General features: G+C 59.6%; 17 protein-coding genes, 1 other RNA gene and 1 pseudogene. 4 read left to right on the forward strand and 15 right to left on the reverse strand.

Translation table 11 applies throughout. The annotated features are described in order from the left end of the window. Positions 1 to 35: 35 nt before the first annotated feature. The 7 genes from AC1Q6I_RS12510 to AC1Q6I_RS12540 all read right to left on the reverse strand — a co-directional run bounded on the left by AC1Q6I_RS12510 (position 36) and on the right by AC1Q6I_RS12540 (position 8,098). Complete coding sequence (locus AC1Q6I_RS12510; RefSeq protein WP_069077047.1) at positions 36 to 1,190, reverse strand: M20 family metallopeptidase; 1,155 nt, start codon at positions 1,188 to 1,190, stop codon at positions 36 to 38. Then, the gene (locus tag AC1Q6I_RS12515; RefSeq protein WP_024077471.1) at positions 1,187 to 2,611 is read right to left on the reverse strand and encodes a M20 family metallopeptidase; all 1,425 of its coding nucleotides are present in this window, start codon (positions 2,609 to 2,611) and stop codon (positions 1,187 to 1,189) included. The genes AC1Q6I_RS12510 and AC1Q6I_RS12515 overlap by 4 nt, the downstream gene beginning before the upstream one ends. Beyond that, positions 2,608 to 3,597 (reverse strand): ABC transporter ATP-binding protein, encoded by a 990-nt coding sequence (locus AC1Q6I_RS12520; protein WP_102623728.1) that lies wholly within the window; start codon positions 3,595 to 3,597, stop codon positions 2,608 to 2,610. The genes AC1Q6I_RS12515 and AC1Q6I_RS12520 overlap by 4 nt, the downstream gene beginning before the upstream one ends. Then, complete coding sequence (locus AC1Q6I_RS12525; protein ID WP_024077469.1) at positions 3,594 to 4,610, reverse strand: ABC transporter ATP-binding protein; 1,017 nt, start codon at positions 4,608 to 4,610, stop codon at positions 3,594 to 3,596. Before AC1Q6I_RS12525 ends, AC1Q6I_RS12520 begins: the two co-directional genes overlap by 4 nt. 32 nt (positions 4,611 to 4,642) lie before the next feature. After that, complete coding sequence (locus AC1Q6I_RS12530; protein ID WP_024077468.1) at positions 4,643 to 5,545, reverse strand: ABC transporter permease; 903 nt, start codon at positions 5,543 to 5,545, stop codon at positions 4,643 to 4,645. A 9-nt stretch (positions 5,546 to 5,554) separates the two neighbouring features. Continuing rightward, entirely contained in the window at positions 5,555 to 6,472 is a 918-nt protein-coding gene (locus AC1Q6I_RS12535; protein ID WP_024077467.1) for an ABC transporter permease, read from the reverse strand. A gap of 105 nt (positions 6,473 to 6,577) precedes the next feature. Next, a complete protein-coding gene (locus AC1Q6I_RS12540) occupies positions 6,578 to 8,098 on the reverse strand; it encodes an ABC transporter substrate-binding protein (protein WP_102623727.1) in 1,521 nt (506 codons plus the stop codon). 186 nt (positions 8,099 to 8,284) lie between these two features. On the opposite strand from AC1Q6I_RS12540, the gene AC1Q6I_RS12545 reads away from it, so the two are divergent. From AC1Q6I_RS12545 to AC1Q6I_RS12560, 4 genes are all read left to right on the forward strand, one after another. Continuing rightward, on the forward strand, positions 8,285 to 9,202 hold the full coding sequence (locus AC1Q6I_RS12545; RefSeq protein ID WP_069077044.1) for a LysR substrate-binding domain-containing protein: 918 nt from the start codon (positions 8,285 to 8,287) through the stop codon (positions 9,200 to 9,202). Between the two features lie 572 nt (positions 9,203 to 9,774). Beyond that, positions 9,775 to 10,662, forward strand: a complete 888-nt coding sequence (locus AC1Q6I_RS12550; protein WP_102623726.1) for a hypothetical protein — start codon at positions 9,775 to 9,777, stop codon at positions 10,660 to 10,662. 1 nt (position 10,663) lies between these two features. Beyond that, positions 10,664 to 12,079, forward strand: a complete 1,416-nt coding sequence (locus AC1Q6I_RS12555; RefSeq protein ID WP_102623725.1) for a saccharopine dehydrogenase C-terminal domain-containing protein — start codon at positions 10,664 to 10,666, stop codon at positions 12,077 to 12,079. A gap of 16 nt (positions 12,080 to 12,095) precedes the next feature. Next, positions 12,096 to 13,265, forward strand: a complete 1,170-nt coding sequence (locus AC1Q6I_RS12560) for an MFS transporter (protein ID WP_102623724.1) — start codon at positions 12,096 to 12,098, stop codon at positions 13,263 to 13,265. 40 nt (positions 13,266 to 13,305) lie between these two features. Here AC1Q6I_RS12560 and AC1Q6I_RS12565 read toward each other — a convergent pair. The 8 genes and pseudogenes from AC1Q6I_RS12565 to AC1Q6I_RS12600 all read right to left on the reverse strand — a co-directional run. Then, positions 13,306 to 13,431, reverse strand: a pseudogene (locus AC1Q6I_RS12565) (integrase); the annotation flags it as partial. A gap of 291 nt (positions 13,432 to 13,722) precedes the next feature. Then, positions 13,723 to 14,116: a transfer-messenger RNA gene (ssrA, locus tag AC1Q6I_RS12570) on the reverse strand. Between the two features lie 103 nt (positions 14,117 to 14,219). Continuing rightward, the gene (locus AC1Q6I_RS12575) at positions 14,220 to 14,498 is read right to left on the reverse strand and encodes a PA2433 domain-containing protein (protein WP_024077460.1); all 279 of its coding nucleotides are present in this window, start codon (positions 14,496 to 14,498) and stop codon (positions 14,220 to 14,222) included. Between the two features lie 136 nt (positions 14,499 to 14,634). Beyond that, a complete protein-coding gene (locus AC1Q6I_RS12580; RefSeq protein ID WP_069077030.1) occupies positions 14,635 to 17,445 on the reverse strand; it encodes an FAD-binding and (Fe-S)-binding domain-containing protein in 2,811 nt (936 codons plus the stop codon). Then, complete coding sequence (locus AC1Q6I_RS12585) at positions 17,442 to 18,113, reverse strand: LutC/YkgG family protein (RefSeq protein WP_024077458.1); 672 nt, start codon at positions 18,111 to 18,113, stop codon at positions 17,442 to 17,444. The genes AC1Q6I_RS12580 and AC1Q6I_RS12585 overlap by 4 nt, the downstream gene beginning before the upstream one ends. After that, positions 18,113 to 19,567: a LutB/LldF family L-lactate oxidation iron-sulfur protein gene (locus tag AC1Q6I_RS12590; RefSeq protein WP_102623723.1), complete on the reverse strand. Its 1,455-nt coding sequence runs from the start codon at positions 19,565 to 19,567 to the stop codon at positions 18,113 to 18,115. Before AC1Q6I_RS12590 ends, AC1Q6I_RS12585 begins: the two co-directional genes overlap by 1 nt. Further along, the gene (locus AC1Q6I_RS12595) at positions 19,564 to 20,388 is read right to left on the reverse strand and encodes a (Fe-S)-binding protein (protein ID WP_041161298.1); all 825 of its coding nucleotides are present in this window, start codon (positions 20,386 to 20,388) and stop codon (positions 19,564 to 19,566) included. The genes AC1Q6I_RS12590 and AC1Q6I_RS12595 overlap by 4 nt, the downstream gene beginning before the upstream one ends. Positions 20,389 to 20,522: 134 nt before the next feature. Beyond that, entirely contained in the window at positions 20,523 to 22,217 is a 1,695-nt protein-coding gene (locus AC1Q6I_RS12600) for a lactate permease LctP family transporter (protein ID WP_024077455.1), read from the reverse strand. Between the last annotated feature and the right edge of the window lie 160 nt (positions 22,218 to 22,377).

Genomic DNA, 22,377 nt, shown 5'->3' on the forward strand with positions numbered 1-22,377 from the left:
ACCCTGGCCTCGGTGACGCGTAGAAACCCATGACCTCAAACGCTGTCGCCGACCGCCAGAATGGTCGCCACCAACGCCTGCGCGCGAGGCACCAGCGTGTCCAGCTCCAGATATTCACGATCGGTGTGAACCTTGCCACCCACCGGCCCGAGGCCACACAGGGTTGGAATGCCCAGGCTGGCGGTGAATCCGGAGTCGGCGCAACCGCCGGTGAATTCGCCTTCGACGCTGAAACCCAGCGCACGCGCTTTTTGTTGGTAGATGTGCAGCAGCCGTTCGCTGTGATGGGCTTCCATCGGTAGAAAAGTCGTCGCTTCCTTGAGGATGGCGCGGGTGCCGATCAGTTCTTCTTCGGCGACGATGGCCTGGATTGCGCTGAAGATTTGATCCCAATGCTTGAGTTCGATGAAGCGCACGTCCAGCCGGGCGCAGGCGCTGGGCGCGACGGTGTTGCTGGACGTGCCACCGGATATCAGGCCAACGTTAGTGGTGATGCCTGCCGGGTAATCGGTCAAGGCATGCAGCTTGACGATCTTGCGTGCCAGGGCTTCGATGGCGCTGGCTCCGTCAGCATGGTTGACCCCGGCATGCGCCGCGCGGCCGCTGACTTCGATGATCAGCGTGGCTCCGCCTTTGCGTGCGTTGACCACGTTACCGCTGGCCCGGCCGGGTTCGGTATTGAGTACGGCGCGGGCGGCACGGGCGGCGTTTTCGATATGGGGTCTGGCGCTGCCGGAACCGATCTCTTCATCACCGGTGTACAGAACCTGCACCGGATAGGGCAACCGGCCGGCGCGCTTGAGTGCCATGAGGGCGAAGCAATTGAGCACCAAGCCGCCTTTCATGTCGGCGACGCCGGGGCCATAGGCGAGGTTGGCGTCGCGACTATAGCCGCGCGTCGTGGTGGTGCCTTTGGGGAACACCGTGTCGCGATGGCCGAGCAACAGCACCGGTTTTCCCGGTTCGCCTGGCACTTCGGCGAGTATCACGTCGCCAAAACCATCGACCGGTATGCGCTTGAGCAGGATGCCGTCGGCTTCCAGTTCAGCCGCGAGCAGCGCGCCCACGGCGTCGACGCCCGCCTTGTCATAGCTGTTGGAGTCGGTGTCGACGATACGCTGCAGCAGTGCCTCCATGGCTTGGCGCTGGTCGGCGAGCCAGTCCAGGGCCTGTTGTGGAGTGGCGCTCATTGCGCCTGCTCCCGTAACTGATGTTCCTGAGTCAGGCGGGCTGCGTCGTTGCCCAGGTCCCAGAACAGACCCGCCATGATTTGCAGGCTTTCCTTGACCACCGGTGCCAGCAAGTGCTCGTTCGGCGCATGTTGTGAACAGGCCGGGTACGAGTGCGGCACCCATAATGTTGGCAGGCCGAGCACGTCCGCGAACACGTCGTTGGGCAGCGAGCCACCGAGGTTTGGCAGCAGCGCAGGCTTTTTGCCGGTGGTTTGTGCCAGGGAACTGAGCGCCCAATTGACCCAAGGGCTCTGCGGGTCCAGCCGAGTGGCATGCATCACATCAATGCGGCTTTGCTTGACCTCGACATTGCTGAAGCCATGCGCATCCAGGTGGGCGCGCACAGCCGGGATAAAGGTCGTGTAGTCGCTGTTCACCACGAAGCGGATATGGCAGTGGGCGTTGGCCTTGCCGGGGATTGCATGCACGGGAGCGTCAGGGTTGCCGGTCTTGAAGGCGATAACGTCGAGGGTGTTCCAGCCGAATACCTTTTCGCTCAGCGAGAGCTCCGGGTTACCCCAGTTGGCGTCGATTTCCGGATCGCCCGGCCCGCCACCGACGTTAATATCGGCCAGTGCCTGCCGAACCGGCTCCGGCAGTGTCTCGGGCATCAGGCCCGCAACTTTCACCCGGCCGTGTTCATCGACCATGCTTGCGATGGCATTGGCCAGGATGATGCCAGGGTTAGCCAGCAACCCGCCCCAGTTGCCAGAGTGATGAGCGCCTTCGCGCAAATTGACCACCAGTTCGAAGTTGAACACCCCGCGCGAGCCAAGAAAAATCGTCGGTCGTGATGCCGCCAGGCGCGGGCCGTCCGAGGCGATGAAGATATCCGCGGCGAGCTCGTTACTGTGCGCGGCACAGAATGCATTCAAGCCCGGCGAGCCTTCTTCTTCGCCCATTTCCAGCAGCAGTTTGACGTTGAAACCCAGCTTGCCGTCGCGAGCCTTGAGCGTTTGCTCCAGCGCGGTCAGGTTGATCAAGTGCTGGCCTTTGTTATCTGCCGTGCCGCGGCCGTACCAGCGATCGCCTTCGACAGTGACTTGCCACGGCGACAGGCCTTCACGCCACTGCGCCTCATAGCCGCGCACCACATCACCGTGGCCGTAGCTGAGCACGGTCGGCAGGTCCGGATGTTCAATGCGCGTGGCGATCATGAAGGGGCCTCGCTCTGCCACCGGGTTGTCATAGATCTTGACGCTGAAGCCCATCGCCTCGACATGTGGGGTGATGAAGTCATTGAGGTAGCGATACAGCTCGGGCTGGCTGTCCGCTGCCTGGCTTTCGGTGTGCAAGGCGACGCTACGTTCGAGCAGATTGAAAAAATCGCCGTTGTCGAATTGCTCTGTGGTGTTGCTGATGGCCAGTGAACGACTCATGAGTGGACAAGCTCCAGTGTTTGGGCAGAAGTGTCGTGAAGGTGGCAACGCACGTTGCCGCCGGTAAGCGGACCATTGGCCGGATAGGCCGTTTTGCAGGGGGCGAAGCAGCTCGGGCAGCGCGGATGGAAGGCGCAGCCGGACGGCGGTGACATGGGGTTGGGGAAGGTGCCGTGCAGGCCGATGTCGGGAATGCCCAGGCGCGGATCGGGCGTGAGCACCGAATCCAGCAAGGCGCGGGTATAAGGGTGGCCGGGTTTGGCGAACAACGCTTCGCGCGTGCGTTCTTCGACGATGCGCCCCAGATACATCACCGCGACCCGGTCGGCGAGGTGTTCGATGACCGCCAGGTTATGGCTGATCAGCAGATAGGTCAGGCCGAATTCGCGCTTGAGGTCTTGCAGCAGATTGAGAATCTGCGCCTGCACCGAAACGTCCAACGCCGAGGTGGGTTCGTCGCAGATCAACACGTCAGGGCGCATGATCAGCGCCCGTGCAATCGCCACCCGCTGGCGTTGCCCGCCGGACAGCTGGCTCGGGTAGCTGTCGATCACCCGTTTGGGCAGGCCGACCACATCAAGCATCTCTTCGGTCTTCTTGCGCCGCTCGACGGTGCTGCCGATGTCATGCACGATCAGCGGCAGGGTCACGATTTCGCGCGGGGTCTTGCGTGGGTTCAGCGAGGAGTATGGGTCTTGGAATATCGGCTGAATGTGCCGGGACATTTCCTTGCGATCCGTCGCCGCCAGGTGTTTGCCATTGACCAGCACATCGCCGCTGGTAGGCGGCAACAGACCGAGCAGCATCTTGGCCAGGGTACTTTTGCCGCAACCGGACTCGCCCACCAGGCCGAGGGTCTCGCCACGCATCAGGCGCAGGGAAACGCCGTCGACAGCCTTCAGGGTCGCGGCGGGTTTGAAAAAGCCCTGGTTGATCCGAAACTCGCGGCGGATGTCGCACAGCTCCAAAGCGATGTCTTTTTTCATGACCTTGCACGCTCCTGAAGGCGAATCGGTGCTGGGGCCGGTGCGGCGAACAGACAACGCGCCATGTGCCCGTCCTGTTCGACTTCGGGGATGTTTTGCGCGCAGGCCGGTATCGCTTGCCCGCAACGATTGCGGAACGCACACCCTTGCTGTTCGCCGACCAGGCTCGGTACCAGGCCTGGAATCGAACCCAGCGCCTCACCCGGTTTGGTCCGGCCAGGGATTGGAATACTGGCCAGCAGACCCCGGGTGTACGGATGCTGCGGGTTCTCGAACAGTTGCAGGGCAGGGGCGGTTTCGACGATTTCCCCGGCATACATAACTGCGACCCGATCGGCGATTCGTGCTACCAGTCCAAGGTCGTGGGTGATGAAAATCACCGCCAGGCCGAGTTCTTTCTGAATGTCGCGGATCAAGCGCAGGATTTGCGCTTGAATGGTCACGTCCAGTGCCGTGGTGGGCTCATCAGCGATGATCAGGTCCGGTTCGCACATCAACGCCATGGCGATGATCACCCGCTGGCGCAGCCCGCCGGAAAGCTGATGCGGATACTGACGCAAGCGCTCGGTGGCATTGCTGATACCGACTTTCTCCAGCATCTGCGCGGCGCGAGCCAGGGCATCCTTGCGTGACACCTTGCGATGCTGAGTCAGCACTTCGCTGAGCTGATCGCCAATGCTGTAGGCCGGGTTCAGCGAGGTCATCGGCTCCTGGAAGATCATTGCCAGACGGTTACCGCGCAGGTCGCACATGCGCCGCTCGCTCTGGCCGAGCATGTCGATGCCGTCCAGCGTCAGCCGGGCCGCGGTGCGTTTTGCCTTGCGTGGCAACAGGTCCATCAGCGCCAGCGAGGTCAGGGATTTGCCGCAGCCGGATTCGCCGACGATGCACAGCATTTCACCGCGCTCGACTTCAAAATCCAGGCCGCGCACGGCATGCAGCATGTCATCCGGCGTCGGGCTGTTGCCCATGGGGATGTCCACGCGCAGGTTTTCCACATGGAGTAGTGCCATGTTCGGTACCCTCTATCAGTTACGGCGGTCTATCAGTTACGGCCGTCGGGCAGGATCAGATCGCGCAGGCCATCACCGACCAGGTTGATGCCCAGCACCAGAATCATCAGGGCAACGCCGGGAATGGCGATGACCCATGGGGAAAAGAACATGTAGGGTTTGCCTTCAGCGATCATCAAACCCCAGGACGGCGTCGGCGGCTGCACGCCGACCCCGAGGAACGAGAGTGCCGACTCCAGCAGGATCGCGTGCGCCATTTCCAGCGTCGCGACGACGATCAGCGCGCCGACCAGATTGGGCAGGATTTCACTGACCAGAATGCGCAGGGTAGAGCAGCCAAGCGCCTGGGCCGACGCCACATATTCAGCATCGCGAATCTGTTGCACCGAGGCCCTGACCACCACCGCGAAGCGATCCCATAACAGGCAGCCGAGCAGCACGATCACCACTTTCAGTGAGCCGCCCATCAGCGAGGCCGAGGCCAGCGCGACCATCACGACCGGCATGGCCAGCCGGGTGGTGATCAGATAGCTGATCAACGCATCGACCTTGCCGCCGTAGTAGCCCGCCAACAGCCCCATGACGGTGCCGATAAAGCCGGAAATCAGCGCCGCCGCAATGCCGATGAACAGCGAAATACGTGCGCCGTAGAGCAGCCTCGACAGGTAGTCACGGCCCAGCTTGTCGGTGCCGAGCACGTATTCCCAGGTGCCGTGGGCCATCCATACCGGCGGTTTCATGCGCAGCATCACGTCTTGCGCATAAGGGTCGTAAGGTGCCAGCCATGGCGCAAACAGGGCACCGGCGAAGATGATCAGCAACAACACCGCGCCGATGGCGAAACCACGATGACGAAAGCTCTTGCCAAGTATTCGGCTCAGGCTGCTCGGCGGTGGCAGGTAGTCATTGATCGCGAGGGTAGTAGAGGTGTTCATGTAAGCCTCCTAGCGCACGCGAATGCGCGGGTCGAGCAGTGCGTTGAGCACATCGGCCAGCAAGGTGAGGATGATGTAGATCACCGCAATCAGCAGGACCACGGCCTGTACCACCGGAAAGTCGTCACGGGCGATGGCGTCCCAGGCAAGTTGACCTATGCCCTGCAGGGAGAACACGGTTTCGATCACCACCGAACCGCCGAGCATGAAGCCGAACTCCACCGCCGCCAGCGCGACCACCGGAATCAAGGCGTTGCGCAGTGCGTGCTTGAACAACACGCGGGCAGGGCGCAGGCCCTTGGCGCGGGCGGTGCGGATGTAATCGGAACTGAGCACATCAAGCATGCCGGCGCGGGTCAGGCGCATGATTGCCGGCGTCGCGTAGTAGCCCAGGGCAATGGCCGGCATGACGAAGTGCAGCAGGGTCGAGTTGCCGGACACCGGCAGCCACTTGAGCGTCACCGCGAACACCACGATCAACATCAGCGCAAACCAGAAACTTGGCATTGCCTGGCCCAGCACCGCGATGCTCAAGGCCAGTCGGTCAACCCAGGTGTCGCGTTTGACCGCGGCCAGCACGCCGAGTGGAATCGCTACCAGCAAGGCGATACCCAGCGCCATGGCCCCTAACCCCAGGGTAATGGGCAAGCGGCTGGCGACGAGGTTGTAGACCGATTCCTGAAAGAAAAACGAGTTGCCCAGGTCCAGGCGTAGCAAATCGCCCAGCCAGTTGAAGTACTGGGTCGGTAGTGGTTTGTTCAAGCCGTACTGCACGCGGATCTGTTCGATCTGTTCGCTGGTGGCTTCCGGCCCGCCAATGGCCGTGGCCAGGTCGCCGGACAGATGCAAAAGAGAAAAGCTGATCACCGACACGGTAATCGCAACGCAAATAGCGATGCCCAGGCGGCGCAAAAGGAATCCAAGCATGGCAAGTTTCCTCATATCCAATGGATGACAGGTGTGAGGACGTGTCCGTGCTGCGGGTTGGTCCGCAAGCCACGGCACCTCTCGATCAATCCGCTCGGTTGCGGGTTACTTCCAACTGGACTGAACGAAACGCGGCAGCTCATCCGGGTACGGCGTGAACGCGAGTTCGGAGGTGTAGGCGTAGTTCATCGAGTAGTTGAACAGCGGCGCCCAGTAGGCCTGTTCGCTGATGCGCTGCAAGGCCTTGCGGTAGTTGTCCTTGCGCACTTGCGGGTCGAGGGCATTGTCGGCGGTCTGCAACCAGCCCTGGACTTGTGGGTCCTTGATGTTGTCGTCCGGATTGCCCTTGAACCAGGTACCGGCCGACGCCGAGGTGTCGAGGATCGAGAACGAGCCCCAGGCCTGAAACGACATCGGCACCTTGCCGCCACGCTGCTGATCGCGCAGGGCGGCGTACTTCAGGAAGCGCAGCTTGGCGTTAATACCCACGGCGCGCAGGTTGCCGATGATGGCTTCGACGTAATCACGGTCGCGGTAAGCGAAGATTTCTGTCTCGAAGCCATTCGGGTAACCGGCTTCGGCGAGCAGCGCCTTGGCCTTGGCCGGGTCATAGTTGTAGACCGTGGCCGCGGTGGTATCGCAGCCGAACTGGCCTGGATAACAGGCAACCTGCAAGGGTTTGGCTTCGCCACCCACCAATTGCGTGGCCAGCGCATTGCGGTTGATCGCATGGTTGATGGCCTGACGCACCTTGAGGTTCTTCATCGGAGAGTTTTCGGTGGAGGTGCCCCGGGCATCAAGAATCAGGAAACCGATGCGCATGGTTTCCCCACTGGTCACGGTCAGGTTCGGCATACCTTTGAGGTCGACCGCCTGGTCCGAGGTGACACGCCAGGTCCAGTCGACACCATCGGTCATCAACTCGGCCAGGCGGGTTTCTGCATCCGGGATCACGCGGAACTTGAGGTGGGTGATATGTGGTTGGCCTTGTGGGCTATCCGGGAAGTAGTCCTTGTTGATCTCCATGGTCACGCCTTCGCCGGCCACCACCGACACGGCTTTATACGGCCCGGTCCCCATTGGCTTGCGACTGAATTCGGCCAGGCCGACCTTCTCGAAGTATTGCTTGGGGAACATCGGAACGGCGTTGGACAGGTATTCCAGTGCCGGCGGGAAAGGCTTCTTCAAGTACAGGCGGACACTGTAGTCACCGGTTTTTTCGGCGCTCTTGATCCAGTCTACGTTTTGCACGGTAACGACTTTCGCTTCGGGCGACACCACGTAGTTGAGGGTGAACACCACGTCGTCGGCGGTGAAGGCGTCGCCGTTGTGAAATTTGACGCCTTTGCGCAGCTCAAAGTCGATGGTGGTGTCGTCGACCTGCTTCCAGCTGGTGGCCAGCATGGGTTTGTATTCGCCGCTGTTGGGATCGCGGTAGATCAGGTTGTCCCAGATCAGCCGGCCGAGAATCACGCCTTCGCGTAAATCGTTGTGATAGGGGCTGATGTTTTCAGGCTCGCTGTCGGAAGCGTAAACCAGGGTGTCGTTGGCTTTGCCGGCATGTGCCGGAAAGCTGCTGATAAGGCCCATCAGCGCAATACTGCAAGCGAAACCTTTGATGCCCATGCCGTCGTCTCCGTTGGCGAGAGTGGTTGAATCAAAGGGCAGCGAATCGCAAATGCGTAAAGGAGGATGAAAAGGTCAGGCACTGTTTTTTTTGGTCTGGACACGAATGTAGGGAAGGGCTATCAATGCCACAAGCACAATATTTCGATACTTCCTTTGCCGAAAAGGCAATCCTTGGGGGCACCGATGCAGCTGTATGGCGTGCAGTCCACGGCACTGCGCTATTTTCTTGAAGTCGCGCGATGCGGATCGATCAGCGAGGCCTCACTGCGGCTGAATGTTGCGGCGTCAGCGGTGAGTCGACAAATTTCCAAGCTTGAGTTGGCCCTGGATGCCAGCCTGTTTGAGCGTCGTGCCCGAGGCATGGTGCTCAGCGAGGCGGGGGCGCGACTCGCGGTTTATGCACGCAAGTCGCAGCTTGAGGCCGAGCAGGTGGTGCTGGAAATTACCGAGCTGCATGGCTTGCAACGGGGTCATGTGCATGTTGCCTGCTCGGAAGGATTTGCACTGGAATACATGCCCACGAGCATCAGCGCGTTCAGGCGTGAGTACCAGGGCATTCATTTCACGTTGGAGGTCTGTGCACCCGCTGAAGCGACCGAGAAGGTTCGCTCCGGTGAAGCCGATCTGGCGATGACTTTCAGCCTGACCCCGCAAAAGGAAATCAAGGTCGAACATGTCTTGAGCGGGGCGATTTTTGCCGTGGTCTCCAATTTTCATCCCTTGGCCGGGCGTGAAGCAGTCAGCCTCGCCGAGTTGCAACCCTGGCCCATTGCGTTGCCTAAGGCCGATACCACGATACGGCAACTGTTCGACATCTGTTGCGGTGTACAGGGGTTGTTGTTCGATCCGGTCTTGACCACTAATTACGTTGCCGCGCTCTACAGTTTCGTTCGTGAAGAGGGAGGCATCAGTCTGGCCAGCGAAATGACCTTGCACAAACAGGTAGCGGACAAGCAGTTGCAATGCTTGCCGATCCTTGATGAAGGCATGCAGGCACGGCGCATCGAACTGCAAAGCATGGCTGGACGCAATTTACCGGCGGCGGTTTCTGCGTTCAGGGATTTTCTGATCGCTGAACTGGCGAAGGCGAAGCGTCGTTGAAACGACATGGTGACTCGACGCTTGCGCCTTGTGGTCGCTCTGGCGCCCAAATCAAACGCTATGAGTGGCGGTTTTTTTTGCCAGCACGCTTTTGATGATGCTGTAGGCGATATACAGCAGGTACGCAGAACCACACAGGGTGGCGACCTTGGAAAAGGCCGGGTACTGATGCAGTAATTGCGCGAGGCAATTCCTGAGCGCTGGGGTTGCGTGACTCCCTGGTCCCGGCGAGAAAAACATGTGAGATGGTTTCTGAATCATTACCTGAGCGGCTCCGCACCAGTGACTCTTTACTACTTTGAGTTAACAGCACGATTGATCCCTCACGCGAAGAGCAAGTATGAATCCGATGCATAATTGGCGAGTTGCGTGCGTAAGCCGGTGCAACATGATCTTTCAGAAACCGTCCATTTCGTGTTAAAGATTTTTATAACCTTATTTCTTAAAAGTATTGGTTTTTAGAATGTCTGCATTGTACTAATCGCTTCGTAACCAGGCCGAATCCAGAGCGATTAAGGCCGTTCTCATACCTGTTTGTCACAAAACCTGGAAAGCGATCAGGACGGTGATCCATGGACGATCAGAAAATTTTGGATGAAATAAAAGATTGGTTCATCAGTTGCTTGGGATGCGCGGCGGGTAGACGAGAGTTCAGTAAGAATCGCTATATGCTGGCTATTGCTCGAACCGCGCAAGAGGCCAGGGCTAGCTTTGAGACTTATGTGCGAGCGCTCGAGGCCAGAGAAGCAGTAGCTTGTCTAATCATCTGCCCGACCACCAGCGTAGAGCAGAACACGTACAGCGTGGCTCAAGAAGTTCGACGGCTGTCTACGCTCTTCAGTCCGCTCAGTGAGTTCTCTGCCGAAGCGTTGGCTACGGGCCACGCTCTAAACAAAAAGCTCTATCTAACGTGCCCGGTTACCAATGTTAAAGTGTTTTTCGAAGACTTTGATGCGGTGGCGTTTTGTCCGCAATCAGATGATCTGGATGACGAACTTTATGACCCTTTGATGTCAGCGCCGATTCCAGCGGTCAACTTCAACTCTGATGTGTATGCCTTTTCAATGTTCTGTCGCGACATGAGCGTGCAGAAGTTCAAGCGCGAGGTGTACGAGTTGACCTCGGCAGAGCGCGGTCAGCTCTACGAGTGGGTGTTACAGGGTTGGCAGCGTATCGCTGAGAGGACACTGGGCAATTACATCAATATGACTAACGTTGAAAAGTGTCCAGTCTACTTGCATGACAACAATCGATACTGGTTCGCCAATCATCAGGATCCGGCGTTTGCAGAGTCGGTAAAGGCATTGTATCGACACGATATGCCGTTGATTTACGTGCCCAAGATATTTTGCGAATGGGAGCAGTTTTTCGCAACCGGACGCCTACCGGATTTCAGCGAGACCGCCACCCCAGGCAGCCAACACCTGGACGCAACCGAGTCCACTCTAGAGGCCATTTGAAATGAGCAAGGAAGCGAGTTTTTCCGGCAAAAAATGGGTGTTTATCGGCTTCGGCTCGATCACCAAAGCGACCATCGGGCTGCTGGTCCGCGCGCACACATTCGACCTCTCATCGGTTGTGGTCATCGCTCCGCAGATAGAGCAACACCAGCCGTTCGTCGAACTGGGGGTAAGTTTTATCGACGTGGCGTTGACGCCCGAGAATCTTGGCCACGTATTACGCGATGTGGTCCAGCCTGGTGATTTCATCATCAACCTCTCCGTTAATGTAAGCAGCGCTGACCTGATCAGGTTTGCCCATGCTCAAGGCGCGCTGTATCTCGATACCTGCATCGAACCCTGGGAGGGCATGTACAACGAACCCACTCTGACCACCTCGCAGCGTTCCAATTACGCGTTGCGCGACCAGTTGCTGGCCCTTAGAGATGAGCTCGGGCCGGGTCCTACTGCGGTCGTGACTCACGGTGCGAACCCGGGCCTGGTCTCGCACTTCGTGAAAGCGGCATTACTGCAGCTCGCCGCGAAACTCGGCGTGGCTGTGCCTGAGGCCGAGGGGCGCTTGGCTTGGGGCGAACTGGCGATGGCGCTGAACGTAAAGGTGATACACATCGCTGAACGCGACACTCAACGCTCGTCACGCATCAAGTCAGATGACGAGTTCGTCAACACCTGGTCAGTCGACGGGTTCGTCAGCGAAGCCGGACAGCCCGCCGAACTGGGCTGGGGGTCCCATGAGAAAACCTGGCCACCCTTCGCTCGCCATCACCCGTTCGGTTCAAATAATGCAATCTACCTCGAGCGCCCCGGTGCCTCGGTGCCAGTGAAAACCTGGACTCCCAACGGTGGTCCCTGCACGGGTCTGCTGATCACCCACAACGAAGCCATTTCGCTTCCCGACTTTTTGACGGTTAAGGATGGCAGCGTGCTGCTGTACCGGCCAACGGTGCATTACGCCTACCACCCTTGCGACGATGCACTGCTGTCGGTGCACGAATATGTCGGAAGGGGTTGGAAACTCCAGGACAGTAAACGGATTTTGAACGATGAGATTGCCCCTGGTGGTGTCGACGCGCTTGGCGTGCTGCTCATGGGCCATGCCCTGAACGCCTATTGGTACGGTTCGATCCTGAGCATCGACGAGGCACGGCAGATTGCCCCGTTCAACACGGCCACCAGCCTGCAAGTGGCTGCCGGTGTGTATTCAGGCATCCTCTGGGCCATCGAAAACCCCGACCGCGGGATCGTCGAGCCGGAACAGATGGATCATCGTCGGGTGCTGGAAATTGCTCTACCCTTCCTCGGAAGTCTCGAAGGCATCCAGACCGACTGGACGCCTCTGGACACCATTAATGCTCTATTCCACAAGCCCGAAGGTGAGCTCTGCCCGTGGCAGTTCGAACACTTTACCGCTGTCTAGCCAAGGTCGGTCACGAATGGAAAATGCCAGTATTGAGTACACCGACAAACAACGCTGGTTTGCGCTCACCAAGATAAACACCCTCTCGGCCCTGTCGCAGATCGTGCAGATTGGTACCGTCACTCCGCTGCTCTCGCTTTCGCTGGAACAGCAAGGCGTCGAGCCGGCAAAGATCGGGGTGATTGTCAGTGCCTCATGGTTGGCGATCCTGTTGCTCTACAAATGGGTTCCGCGTTTGCTGGCCCATCTGGGGCTCATCAAGACGAATATCCTCAGCGCAGCGCTGACGATTGCTGCGTTGATCGGTATGACGTTGACTACCCATTTGGTACTGATTTTTTTGCTGAACTTCGTGCTCGGTATTGGCTTGATCCTGCGCTGGATTGCCTGCGATACGTGGATTGTCGCGGTTGCCTCGAAAGACGAGCGCGGTCGGGCGATCGGCGTGCATGAGACCTTGATGGGCCTGGGTATTGCGGTTGGCCCGCTGCTGTTGGTTGTGTTCGGCGTCGGGAGTGCCGCGCCTTACTACGCCTGTGCCGTGATCGTGTTGTTATCCGGTGCGCTGGCCTTTACCCTCAGGGGCTACGATACGCGACCGCAAACCCCGGCGGAAAAACGCCATGGCAAGTTGTTCAGCGTCATCCCCACGGCGTTGTGTGGCGCGTTTATCGCAGGCTTTTCGGAAACCTCATCCGTATCGTTCCTGGCAGGCTACAGCCTCTCGGCCGGTTATCTGTTGACCGCCGCCACCTTGCTGATATCGGTGTTCGGCATTGGCGGCACCGTCCTGCAACTGCCGATCGGCTGGATGGCCGACCGCAGTTCGTACAAAGTCGGCCAATTAGTCTGCGGCTTGATACTGTTGTTGGGCACCCTGGCCATTCCGTTCAGCCAGCCGCTTCCTTGGTTGGCGACGATTATCGTGTTCCTGTGGGGAGGCGCCATTGGCGGCATGAACACCCTGGCAGTGATTGAGGCGGGAGACCGGGTTGGGGAACATCAAGTGTCCACCGCCATGACGGCCATTGCGATGTTCTATACCTTGGGCAGCGTGTTGGGGCCCATTGCCACGGGGGCCACAGTGTCCTACATCAGCGAGCATGGATTGATGATCACGGTGGGTGGCGTCGGTGCGGTTTTCATTGCGATGTTGGTTTTGCGCAGAGCCCCCGTACAAGAGTGAATTGCGCCAGGGGCTTTGTTTGAAGGGCATAGGCGGGCAGGGGCTTAGGCGTTTCCAATAGCGAGAGTGCATGTTCGGTCAACGGGATGGTATGCAGACGACGCTTTTTCATTCTCTCCGCAGGGATGGTCCAGATGCGTTTGTCGAAGTCGATGTCTGGCCATCGAGCGATTGACCCTGGCTCGCAGTTGGAGCCCGTTGCCATCGGTGAGGGCGTAGTCCTGGTCTTTTGGTTTGACTGCCTTGAGCGGCGGTCGGAGGGGGCGTACATGAGAGGTAGTCCTTGACACCTTTTGGTATTCCCAGCATTTGCGCTGGGGAGTTGGGAATACCATTGGGAATATCAAACCGCCTGGAACTCAAAAAACTTCGAAAGCCCCAATAGCCCTGAAACCGCCGTATTCACTGGATTTCAGGCACAAAAAAAGACGTCCGTGGACGTCTTTAGATGATGAAATGGTGGAGCCGGGGGGATTTGAACCCCCGTCCGCCAGTACTCCGCTGTCGGTACTACATGCGTAGCCGTGTCTATTAAGTTAACCCTCAGCGACCCGACGGGCAGGGTGCTTTGGGCGAGTTGTGTAAGTTTTAGCCGCTTCGTCCACAACGTACTGCACGGCGATTCTGTTCTATATGACAATCACTTTGGGTTTACAGACATCCCCTGATGATTGCTGGACCCGAAGGTACCAGGAGGGAAGGGCTAAGGCTGCTTACGCAGCGAGAGCGTATTCCCCGTAGGTTTCGTCATTGGCAACTATAGAAAGTTGCAACAGTGGATTTACGAGTTCTGTTACCAACTCGGCATGCACCTAAAGTTTCGCGACCGGCGTCGAATCCTAAACGGCCCCGTGCTTGTAACTCGTTGTTTCTTAGTGAGTGACAAGCCTGTGCAGTGTACGTCAAACGGTCACAGAAGGCCAACCCGAAGGTTGGCCTTGAGCATCCGATGGACTATTTGCCGCCTTTGTCGCTGTCTTGCAGGTCCTGCAACGCTTTGGAGGTGATTTCGATGCATCTTTTGTCATCACCTGCCGCGTGGGCTGCCTTGGCCTGGGACACGGCGGTATCGATCTCGCCGCTTTTGCCACTGGTGTCGGTGGCTAGCAGCGCTTTGCCGTTGTTGATTTTGTCCAGGTTGATCTTGCACAGGTCGGGCTCGCCGGCTGCGAAAACAGGTGACGCCAGCATCGCAGCAGTAATGAACAAGCCAGCAAGAGCGGAACGCTTCATAGGGAATCTCCTTGCGAAATAGGGCTCGACGCTGCTGGCCGTCATGGGCTGCCAGCGACATCACTGATGAGCCTCGGTCGCCGAGGCCTATGCAGATGACTACGCCGGTGCGCAGGGGTTCTGTTTTTTTGCCGGATTAATGCGCCCGTGCCTGGGTGACCCGGTCCACGAGGTACACCAAACCGTGGTAATCGATGCCGCCATGTTGGCTCAGGCCGATCTCGCAGGTGCGGCTGGTGGAGATACCTTCGCTGCAGTATTGCACCGCCTCCTTGAGCGTTCGCAGGGAATGGGCGTTGAGTTCCGGTGTGGTAAAGCCTTTGTCGCCAGCGAAACCACAGCAATGGATGCCTTCCGGGATCACCACGTTTTTCGAGCAGCGTCGCGCCAGGTCGATCAGTGCCTGGCTTTCTCCCAGGTGTTGGGTGCTGCAGGTGACGTGTACCGCGATCGGCGCTTCCTGCGGTGTGAAGTCGAGGCGGTCCATCAGGTGGGTTCGGATAAAACGCACGGGGTCGTAGAGATCCAGGCGGCTTTCGCCCAGGTCTTGCACCAGGCGCAGGGTGCAGGGGCTGGTGTCGCAGTAGATCGGGTCAAGGCCGCCACGGCTGGCGTGGAGCAGGGCGCCGATCAGTTCCTGGCGCTTGTGTTCGGCCTGTTCGGCGTAGCCCTTGGAGGCGAACGGCTGGCCGCAGCACAGGTTGTCCTGGTTGTCGGGGAGCACGACTTGATAACCGGCTTTTTCGAGCAGGCCACGGGTTTTGTCATACAGCGACATTTGCTCTTTATCCCCAGCCGCAGGGCCCATGGCGCGCGAGACGCACGCGGCGAGATAGACCACCCGTGGTCGTTCGTCCGTGACCGGAGGGCTGAAGCGTATGGCTTTTTCCGGCTGCGGCATGGCGTTGGTCCATTGCGGGATTTGCCCCTTGGACAGTTGAGTCACCTTGGCCGACAGCCGCGCCAGGCGCGGGGCGCCCAGCAGCATGCGGGCGCCGTTTGCGACGTGCAGGGTAAAGCGCGCACCTTGTAATGCCGTGGCGAAATGGCTGGCGAGCCATTCGGCGGTTTTCGTATGGTCGGCGTCGCGGGCGCGAAGCTTTTTCACCAGGTCGCCGGTATTGATTCCTACGGGGCAGCGTTGGGCGCATAAGCCGGTGGCCGCGCAGGTATCGATGCCCTGATAGTGGTAGGCCGTTTCCAATTCGGTGGTGTCGACGCCGGCGCGTTTTTTCGCCTGGATGTCACGCCAGATCACGATGCGTTGGCGCGGGCTCAGGGTCAGCCCTTTCGACGGGCACACGGGCTCGCAGAAACCGCACTCGATGCACTTATCCACAAGCTCGTCGGCGGCGGGCAGCGGCTTGAGGTGCTTGAGATGGATTTGCGGGTCGTTGCTGAGCACCACGTCGGGGTTGAGAATGCCATTGGGGTCGAGCAGGCGCTTGAGTTGCCACATCAATTGATAGGCGTCGCTGCCCCATTCCAGCTCGACGAACGGTGCCATGTTGCGACCGGTACCATGCTCGGCTTTCAGCGAGCCGCCAAACTCCACCGCGACCAGTTGCGCGACGTCATCCATGAACGCCTGGTAGCGTGTGACTTCCTCGGCGCTGTTGAAGCCTTGGGTGAACACAAAGTGCAGATTGCCTTCCAGGGCGTGTCCGAAAAGGATGGCTTCGTCGTAGTGATGTTTGTCGAACAGCTCGATCAAGCGGTTGACGCCGATGGCCAGTTGCTCGACCGGGAAGGTCACGTCTTCGATGATTACCGTGGTGCCGGTTTTGCGCACGGCGCCGACGGCAGGGAAGGTGTCTTTGCGAATCGCCCACAGGCGGGCGTTTTCCACTGGGTCTTCGCTGAAGTCGACCTGTTTTTCCATCGGGAAAGCGGCCAGGGACGCCATGATCAGCGCCAGTTGTTCGTGGAGCAAAGAGGATGATGCGGCGCGGGATTCAATCAACAGTGCGCAGGCGTTTTCCGACAACTGCTGTACGAACGCGGGCATGCCGGGTTTGTCCTGCACTGAGCGCATGCTGCGTCGATCCAGCAGCTCAACGGCTGAGACTGGCTGGGTTTTCAGGACTGTTACGGCGTTGCAGCAGGTCTCGACATCCGGGAATACGATCAGCGCTGACGCCTTGTGCGGATGATCAATCACGGTGTCGTAGGTGACCGCGCTGATAAAGCCCAGCGTGCCTTCGGAGCCCACCAGGAGATGGCTGAGGATATCCAGCGGCTCATCGAAATCCACCAGGGCGTTGAGTGACAAACCGGTGGTGTTTTTCAGACGGTATTTGTGGCGGATCTTTGCAGCCAGTTCGGCGTTTGCCCGCGTCTCTCGACCGAGGCTCGCCAGGCGTTCCAGCAGCGCGCCATGCTGTGTGCGAAAGGTCGCGACACTGGCCGGATCTTCAGTGTCCAGGCGGCTGCCGTCCGCCAATACCAGGCGGATGCCGGCCAGGGTGTGGTAGGTGTTTTGCGCCGTACCGCAGCACATGCCGCTGGCATTGTTGGCAACGATGCCGCCGATTTTGCACGCGTTGATCGACGCCGGATCCGGCCCGATCTTGCGCCCGAACGGCGCCAGCCAGGCGTTGGCTTGGGCGCCAATCACGCCGGGTTGCAGGCGGATTTGCGTGCCTTGCCCACGAATCTCACGGCCGTTCCAGTTGTCCCCCAGTACGATCAGCACCGAATCGCTGATGGCCTGCCCGGAGAGGCTGGTGCCTGCCGCGCGGAACGTCACTGGCACATGATCACGCTGAGCCAGTTGCAGCAGCGCCACGACTTCGTCTTCCGACTCCACGCGGATCACCAGTTGTGGGATCAGTCGGTAAAAACTGGCATCGGTACCGAATGCCAGGGTGGAAAGTGGGTCGTCGAAGCGTCGATTGCTCGGGATCAGCTGTGCGACGTCAGTGAGAAAAGCAGCAGGCAGACTCATTGGTCCTCCAGGATCAGCACCACCAGGTCTTTCGGACCGTGGGCGCCATAAGCCAGTACTTGTTCGATGTCGGCGGTCTTCGACGGGCCGGACACCAGCAGGGCATTGGTGGGCATGCCTTGGGCCCAGGCGAATTGGCGCTGGACCTGATAAAAGTTGTCGTAAATCTCACTGGCCTTGAGCAGCGCAAAGTGCACCGGCGGTACCAGGCTCATCAGGCGCGGTTCTTCCCGCGTCGGCCAAAGAATCAGGCTGCCCGTGGCGGCAATCGCTCCGAGGGTAGTGGTCAGGCTGGCCGGTGTCTCGTTAAATAGTTCGGCTTTCCATTCTTCCACCGGCCGGTCGTAGGCTTTGAGCACCGGCAGTTGTGGATTGTTCGCCCAATGTTCGGTGATGCGGCGCCCGTGGGGCGTTGTTGGCGCAATCAGCAAGCTGGGCAGGTCGCGTGCTTGCAGCAGTTGTGCGAGCAAGGCCGGCCAGTCGGCGCTGTGGGTGAGGTGGATCTCCGTGTGCACCGCTTCCATCAGCTTGCGCAGTTGCGCGATGCGCTGCTCGGGCGGGTAGGTATAGATCTCGGTTACCAGGGCTTCGTCAAAATCGTCGGGCACCGGTGTAGTGCCTGTCAGGCTTTGGCGCAATTTGTCGAGGATATTCTGCTTGGCGCTCATCAACGTTCTCCCTGTTTGGCCAGATGCTCGCGTGCCAGGTCATGCAGCGAGCGGGCGGCGGGTTTCGGCGCGCTATGGTTTTGCGTCCAGGGCCCGACATTGCTCGGTGCCAGGGCGCGCAGGCGAGTCGCGGCCAGGGTGAACAACCGGTACAGCCTCGGTGAGCGATTGAGCAGGGCCCAGGTGTTCCAGATAAATCGTTCTTTGCGTGAATACTTGCTGCCTTGGCCGCGCATCACCGGGTGTGGGCTATTCGGTGCTTTTACATTTTCTTCGCGCAGGCGGCGCAGCAATGCCGGAATCGGGATCTTCACCGGGCACACTTCACCACAGGCGCCACACAGCGAGGAGGCACTGGGGTGATCCGGCACTTTCGCCAGGCCGACCATGTGCGGCGTGATGATTTTTCCGATAGGGCCGGGGTACACCTCGCCATAGGTGTGACCACCGATTCGGGTATAGACCGGGCAATGATTCATGCAGGCACCGCAGCGAATGCAGTTGAGTGTCTGGCGCAATTCGCTGTCGGCAAACGCCTGGCTGCGGCCGTTATCCAGTAGCACCAGGTGCACTTCTTGCGGGCCGTCGAGTTCATCGGCCTTGCGCGGGCCGGAGATCATATTGACGTAGGTGGTGATCGGCTGGCCCAGCGCCGAGCGGGTCAGCAGCGATAGCAACGGCACCACGTCGCGCAGGTTTTCAACGACCTTCTCGATGCCCGTCACGGCGATATGCACCGGGGGCACCGTGGTCGACATGCGGCCATTGCCTTCGTTTTCCACCAATAGCAATGTGCCGGTTTCAGCCACGGCAAAGTTGACGCCCGAGACGCCAATATCGGCTTCGAAGAACTTTTCCCGCAGCACGCGGCGACCGATCTGAATCAGTTGGTCGACATCCTGGGTGTATTCCACGCCGAGTTTGTCGTGGAACAGCGACGCGACCTGGCTGGCGTTCTTGTGGATCGCCGGCATGATGATGTGGGACGGTTTCTCATGGTCGAGCTGAACAATGAACTCACCCATGTCCGACTCCAGGCATTCGATGCCTTGGGCGGCGAGCACGTGGTTCATGTCCATTTCTTCGCTGACCATGGACTTGCCTTTGATCACTTGCGTGGCTTCGCGCTTGCGAATGATCGACAGCACGATCGCGTTGGCTTCTGCTGTCGTCTGTGCCCAGTGTACGGTGACGCCGTTACGGGTCAGGTTGGCTTCCAATTGCTCCAGCAGGTCCGGCAACTTGGACAGCGCGCGGGCACGCACCGCGTTGCCGAGGGCGCGCAGGTGTTCACGTTCGTGGGCATCGTTGAAGGACGTTGCCCGTTTGGTCATCAGGGAATCCATTGCCTTGCGAAAGTTGTTTCGCAGTTGCGCGTCGCCCAATGCCTGGTGGGCGCGGGTGCGGAAGTCTTCTGACACCTCGACGGTCGGAATCAGCGTGGCAGGGTTCATCGTCCACCTCCGGTGCGTTGCCACAGGAAGCTGGCCAGGTGTTGACCGCGCAAGGCCGCGTGCTGTTTCTCCAGGGCGCCGTTGATGTTCATCAGGCACCCGCAATCGGCACTCAGTACCTGATGGGCGCCGGACTCCTGCAAGGCCCGGGTCTTGTCGGCCACCATCGCACCGGAAATGTCTGGCATACGCACGCTGAACGTCCCACCAAAGCCACAGCATTCGCTTTCATGGCTGTGGTCGACGCGCTCGACATTGCGCAGTTGGCCCAGCAGTTCGCGGCCATGGAGGTGGGTGTTCATTTCCCGACGTGCGGAGCATGAGGTGTGCAGGGCGACTTTAATGGGGGCGCCGCTGTCGTTGAGTTGCACCTTGCATACGAACAACAGGAACTCGGCCAACTCATAGGTCCGCGCGGCCAGGGCCCGCACGTGTTGCAGCGTTTCAGGCTCATCCTTGAACAGGTCTGCATAGTGCTCGCGCAACATCCCTGCGCAAGAGCCGGAGGGCACCACTACCGGGTAATTGTCGGTGAACAGTGCCAGTTGGGCGCGCGCCACTTGCCGGGCTTGCTCGGTGTAGCCTGAGGTGTAGGCCGGCTGCCCGCAGCAACTTTGCCCTTGCGGATAGTCCACGCGGATCCCTTCGCGCTCCAGCAGGTGAATCGCGTCCATGCCGGCTTCGGGGTAGAACAAGTCCACCACGCAGGTGCCGAACAGGTAGACCTTCGGTGGTTTTACGCTGGGGTATTCACGTGGCGGGGCCAGAGGCGCTGCGACACGGGTGGCGTTCGGCACAGCGTTGTAAAAAAGCTCGCTCATCAGGCGCATTCTCCGGGTGGTCCCGGTTATCTGTCCGCCAGGGTCGCTTTGCTCTACGACCCTGCAGACAGGTTGTGGAAAGCTGACGCCGAAATCGTTGTTCGGCGTCGGTTTTTACCCTATTGCGTGTGGTCTCAATGCACCAGCATGCCGGTGAACCAGTAGGCCTGGGCCAAGGTGATCAGCCCGACGATAGTCGCGAAGAACAGGCTGTGCTTGAGGGTGAAGCGGAACAGGTCGGATTCCTTGCCGACCAGGCCAGTGGCGGCGCAGGCCACCGCGATCGATTGTGGCGAAATCATCTTGCCGGTTACGCCGCCGCTGGTGTTTGCCGCTACCAGCAAGACGTCGTTGACGCCGATCTGGTGGGCGGTGGTGGCTTGCAACGAGCTGAACAGGGCGTTGGACGAGGTGTCGGAGCCCGTCAGGAAAACCCCCAGCCAGCCGAGGAATGGCGAGAAGAAGGGGAAGGCCGCACCCGTGCCCGCCAGTACCAGGGCCATGGTCGAGGACATGCCGGAGTAGTTGGTGACGAAGGCGAAGGCCAGAACCATGCCGATGGACAGGATAGGCCAGCGCAGTTCGTAGAAGGTCTCTTTTAAAGTGGTAAGACCAGTCTTGATGTCAATCTTGAGTACCAGCATCGAGATCAGCGCGGAGAAGAAAATCGCCGTGCCGGTCGCCGAAATCGGGTCCAGTTTGAACACCGCCGGGATGGCTGTCGGGTTGGTCACGATGGGCGCAACCTTGACGACCAGTTGGTCCAGGTGCGGGATCGCAAAGTTGAACACCCAGCTGTACATCGAGCCGCCCGCGGCGAACATCGCCTTGAAGGGCTTGAGGGTCCAGATGGTTACCAGCACGGTCAGAATCAGGAACGGCGACCAGGCTTTGAAGATCTGGCCCAGGCTAAACGGCGAGGCGACTGTGCTGCGCGGCAGACCGAAGCCGCCGGCACTGGCGGTGACCGCTGCGCTGGAGGTGGCGCCGGCAATCTGTGCGCCGGCAGTACGCTTGGGCTGCCAGACTTTCAGGAACAGGGTCAGGGACACCAGGCTGGCGAGCGCCGAGGTGATGTCCGGCAGTTCCGGCCCGATGAAGTTGGAGGTGAAATACTGGGTGACGGCGAAGCTCAAGCCTGCAACCAGCGCTGCGGGCCAGGTTTCGCGCACGCCGCGCAGGCCGTCCATCATGAATACCAGCCAGAACGGCACGAACAGCGACAGCAACGGCAGTTGGCGGCCGGTCATGGCGCCGATCTTGAATGCATCGATGCCGGTGACTTGCCCGGCGACGATAATCGGAATACCGAGTGCGCCGAAGGCTACGGGTGCGGTGTTGGCAATCAGGCACAGGCCTGCGGCGTACAGTGGGTTGAAGCCCAGGCCGACCAGCAGCGCGGCAGTAATTGCCACGGGCGCACCGAAGCCGGCGGCACCTTCGAGGAACGCGCCGAAGCAGAAGCCAATCAGCAGGACTTGCAGGCGTTGGTCGTCGGTGATCGACAGCACTGAGCTGCGGATGATTTCGAACTGGCCGCTCTTGACGGTCAGTTTGTAGAGGAATACCGCGGCGACGATGATCCATGCGATGGGCCACAGGCCGTAGGCGAAGCCGTAGCCAGCTGCGGCCAAGGCCATATCCACCGGCATCTGGAAGGCAAAGATCGCCACCAGGATCGACAACGCCAGGGTAATGCTGCCGGCGACGTGGCCTTTGAGGCGGAACACGGCCAGGGCCAGGAAGAAGAATACGATGGGAATGACGGCTGCCAGTGCGGACAGGCCGAGGCTGCCGAGCGGGCTGTAGAGCTGTTGCCAGGTTTGCATATGGGGTGGCCCCTAATTGTTGTTGGTCAGGCACTTCAGTCGGCGTGGGTAATTGGTAAGACCAATTTACAGCCGCTGTTGGCTAGAGTAAAAGCCTGGATAGCGGTGTGTCAATTTGCCGCCTGCGAAACTTTGGTCGTAGGGGCGCGTGCCGGTGCTC

Source organism: Pseudomonas sp. MPR-R2A5, from assembly GCF_058793055.1.

What these genes read in the sequence shown, in the direction of transcription:
- AC1Q6I_RS12510 (WP_069077047.1), bottom strand. Translation starts at nt 1,190, where the DNA reads ATGAGCGCCACTCCACAACAGGCCCTGGACTGGCTCGCCGACCAGCGC.
- AC1Q6I_RS12515 (WP_024077471.1), bottom strand. Translation starts at nt 2,611, where the DNA reads ATGAGTCGTTCACTGGCCATCAGCAACACCACAGAGCAATTCGACAAC.
- AC1Q6I_RS12520 (WP_102623728.1), bottom strand. Translation starts at nt 3,597, where the DNA reads ATGAAAAAAGACATCGCTTTGGAGCTGTGCGACATCCGCCGCGAGTTT.
- AC1Q6I_RS12525 (WP_024077469.1), bottom strand. Translation starts at nt 4,610, where the DNA reads ATGGCACTACTCCATGTGGAAAACCTGCGCGTGGACATCCCCATGGGC.
- AC1Q6I_RS12530 (WP_024077468.1), bottom strand. Translation starts at nt 5,545, where the DNA reads ATGAACACCTCTACTACCCTCGCGATCAATGACTACCTGCCACCGCCG.
- AC1Q6I_RS12535 (WP_024077467.1), bottom strand. Translation starts at nt 6,472, where the DNA reads ATGCTTGGATTCCTTTTGCGCCGCCTGGGCATCGCTATTTGCGTTGCG.
- AC1Q6I_RS12540 (WP_102623727.1), bottom strand. Translation starts at nt 8,098, where the DNA reads ATGGGCATCAAAGGTTTCGCTTGCAGTATTGCGCTGATGGGCCTTATC.
- AC1Q6I_RS12545 (WP_069077044.1), top strand. Translation starts at nt 8,285, where the DNA reads ATGCAGCTGTATGGCGTGCAGTCCACGGCACTGCGCTATTTTCTTGAA.
- AC1Q6I_RS12550 (WP_102623726.1), top strand. Translation starts at nt 9,775, where the DNA reads ATGGACGATCAGAAAATTTTGGATGAAATAAAAGATTGGTTCATCAGT.
- AC1Q6I_RS12555 (WP_102623725.1), top strand. Translation starts at nt 10,664, where the DNA reads ATGAGCAAGGAAGCGAGTTTTTCCGGCAAAAAATGGGTGTTTATCGGC.
- AC1Q6I_RS12560 (WP_102623724.1), top strand. Translation starts at nt 12,096, where the DNA reads ATGGAAAATGCCAGTATTGAGTACACCGACAAACAACGCTGGTTTGCG.
- AC1Q6I_RS12575 (WP_024077460.1), bottom strand. Translation starts at nt 14,498, where the DNA reads ATGAAGCGTTCCGCTCTTGCTGGCTTGTTCATTACTGCTGCGATGCTG.
- AC1Q6I_RS12580 (WP_069077030.1), bottom strand. Translation starts at nt 17,445, where the DNA reads ATGAGTCTGCCTGCTGCTTTTCTCACTGACGTCGCACAGCTGATCCCG.
- AC1Q6I_RS12585 (WP_024077458.1), bottom strand. Translation starts at nt 18,113, where the DNA reads ATGAGCGCCAAGCAGAATATCCTCGACAAATTGCGCCAAAGCCTGACA.
- AC1Q6I_RS12590 (WP_102623723.1), bottom strand. Translation starts at nt 19,567, where the DNA reads ATGAACCCTGCCACGCTGATTCCGACCGTCGAGGTGTCAGAAGACTTC.
- AC1Q6I_RS12595 (WP_041161298.1), bottom strand. Translation starts at nt 20,388, where the DNA reads ATGAGCGAGCTTTTTTACAACGCTGTGCCGAACGCCACCCGTGTCGCA.
- AC1Q6I_RS12600 (WP_024077455.1), bottom strand. Translation starts at nt 22,217, where the DNA reads ATGCAAACCTGGCAACAGCTCTACAGCCCGCTCGGCAGCCTCGGCCTG.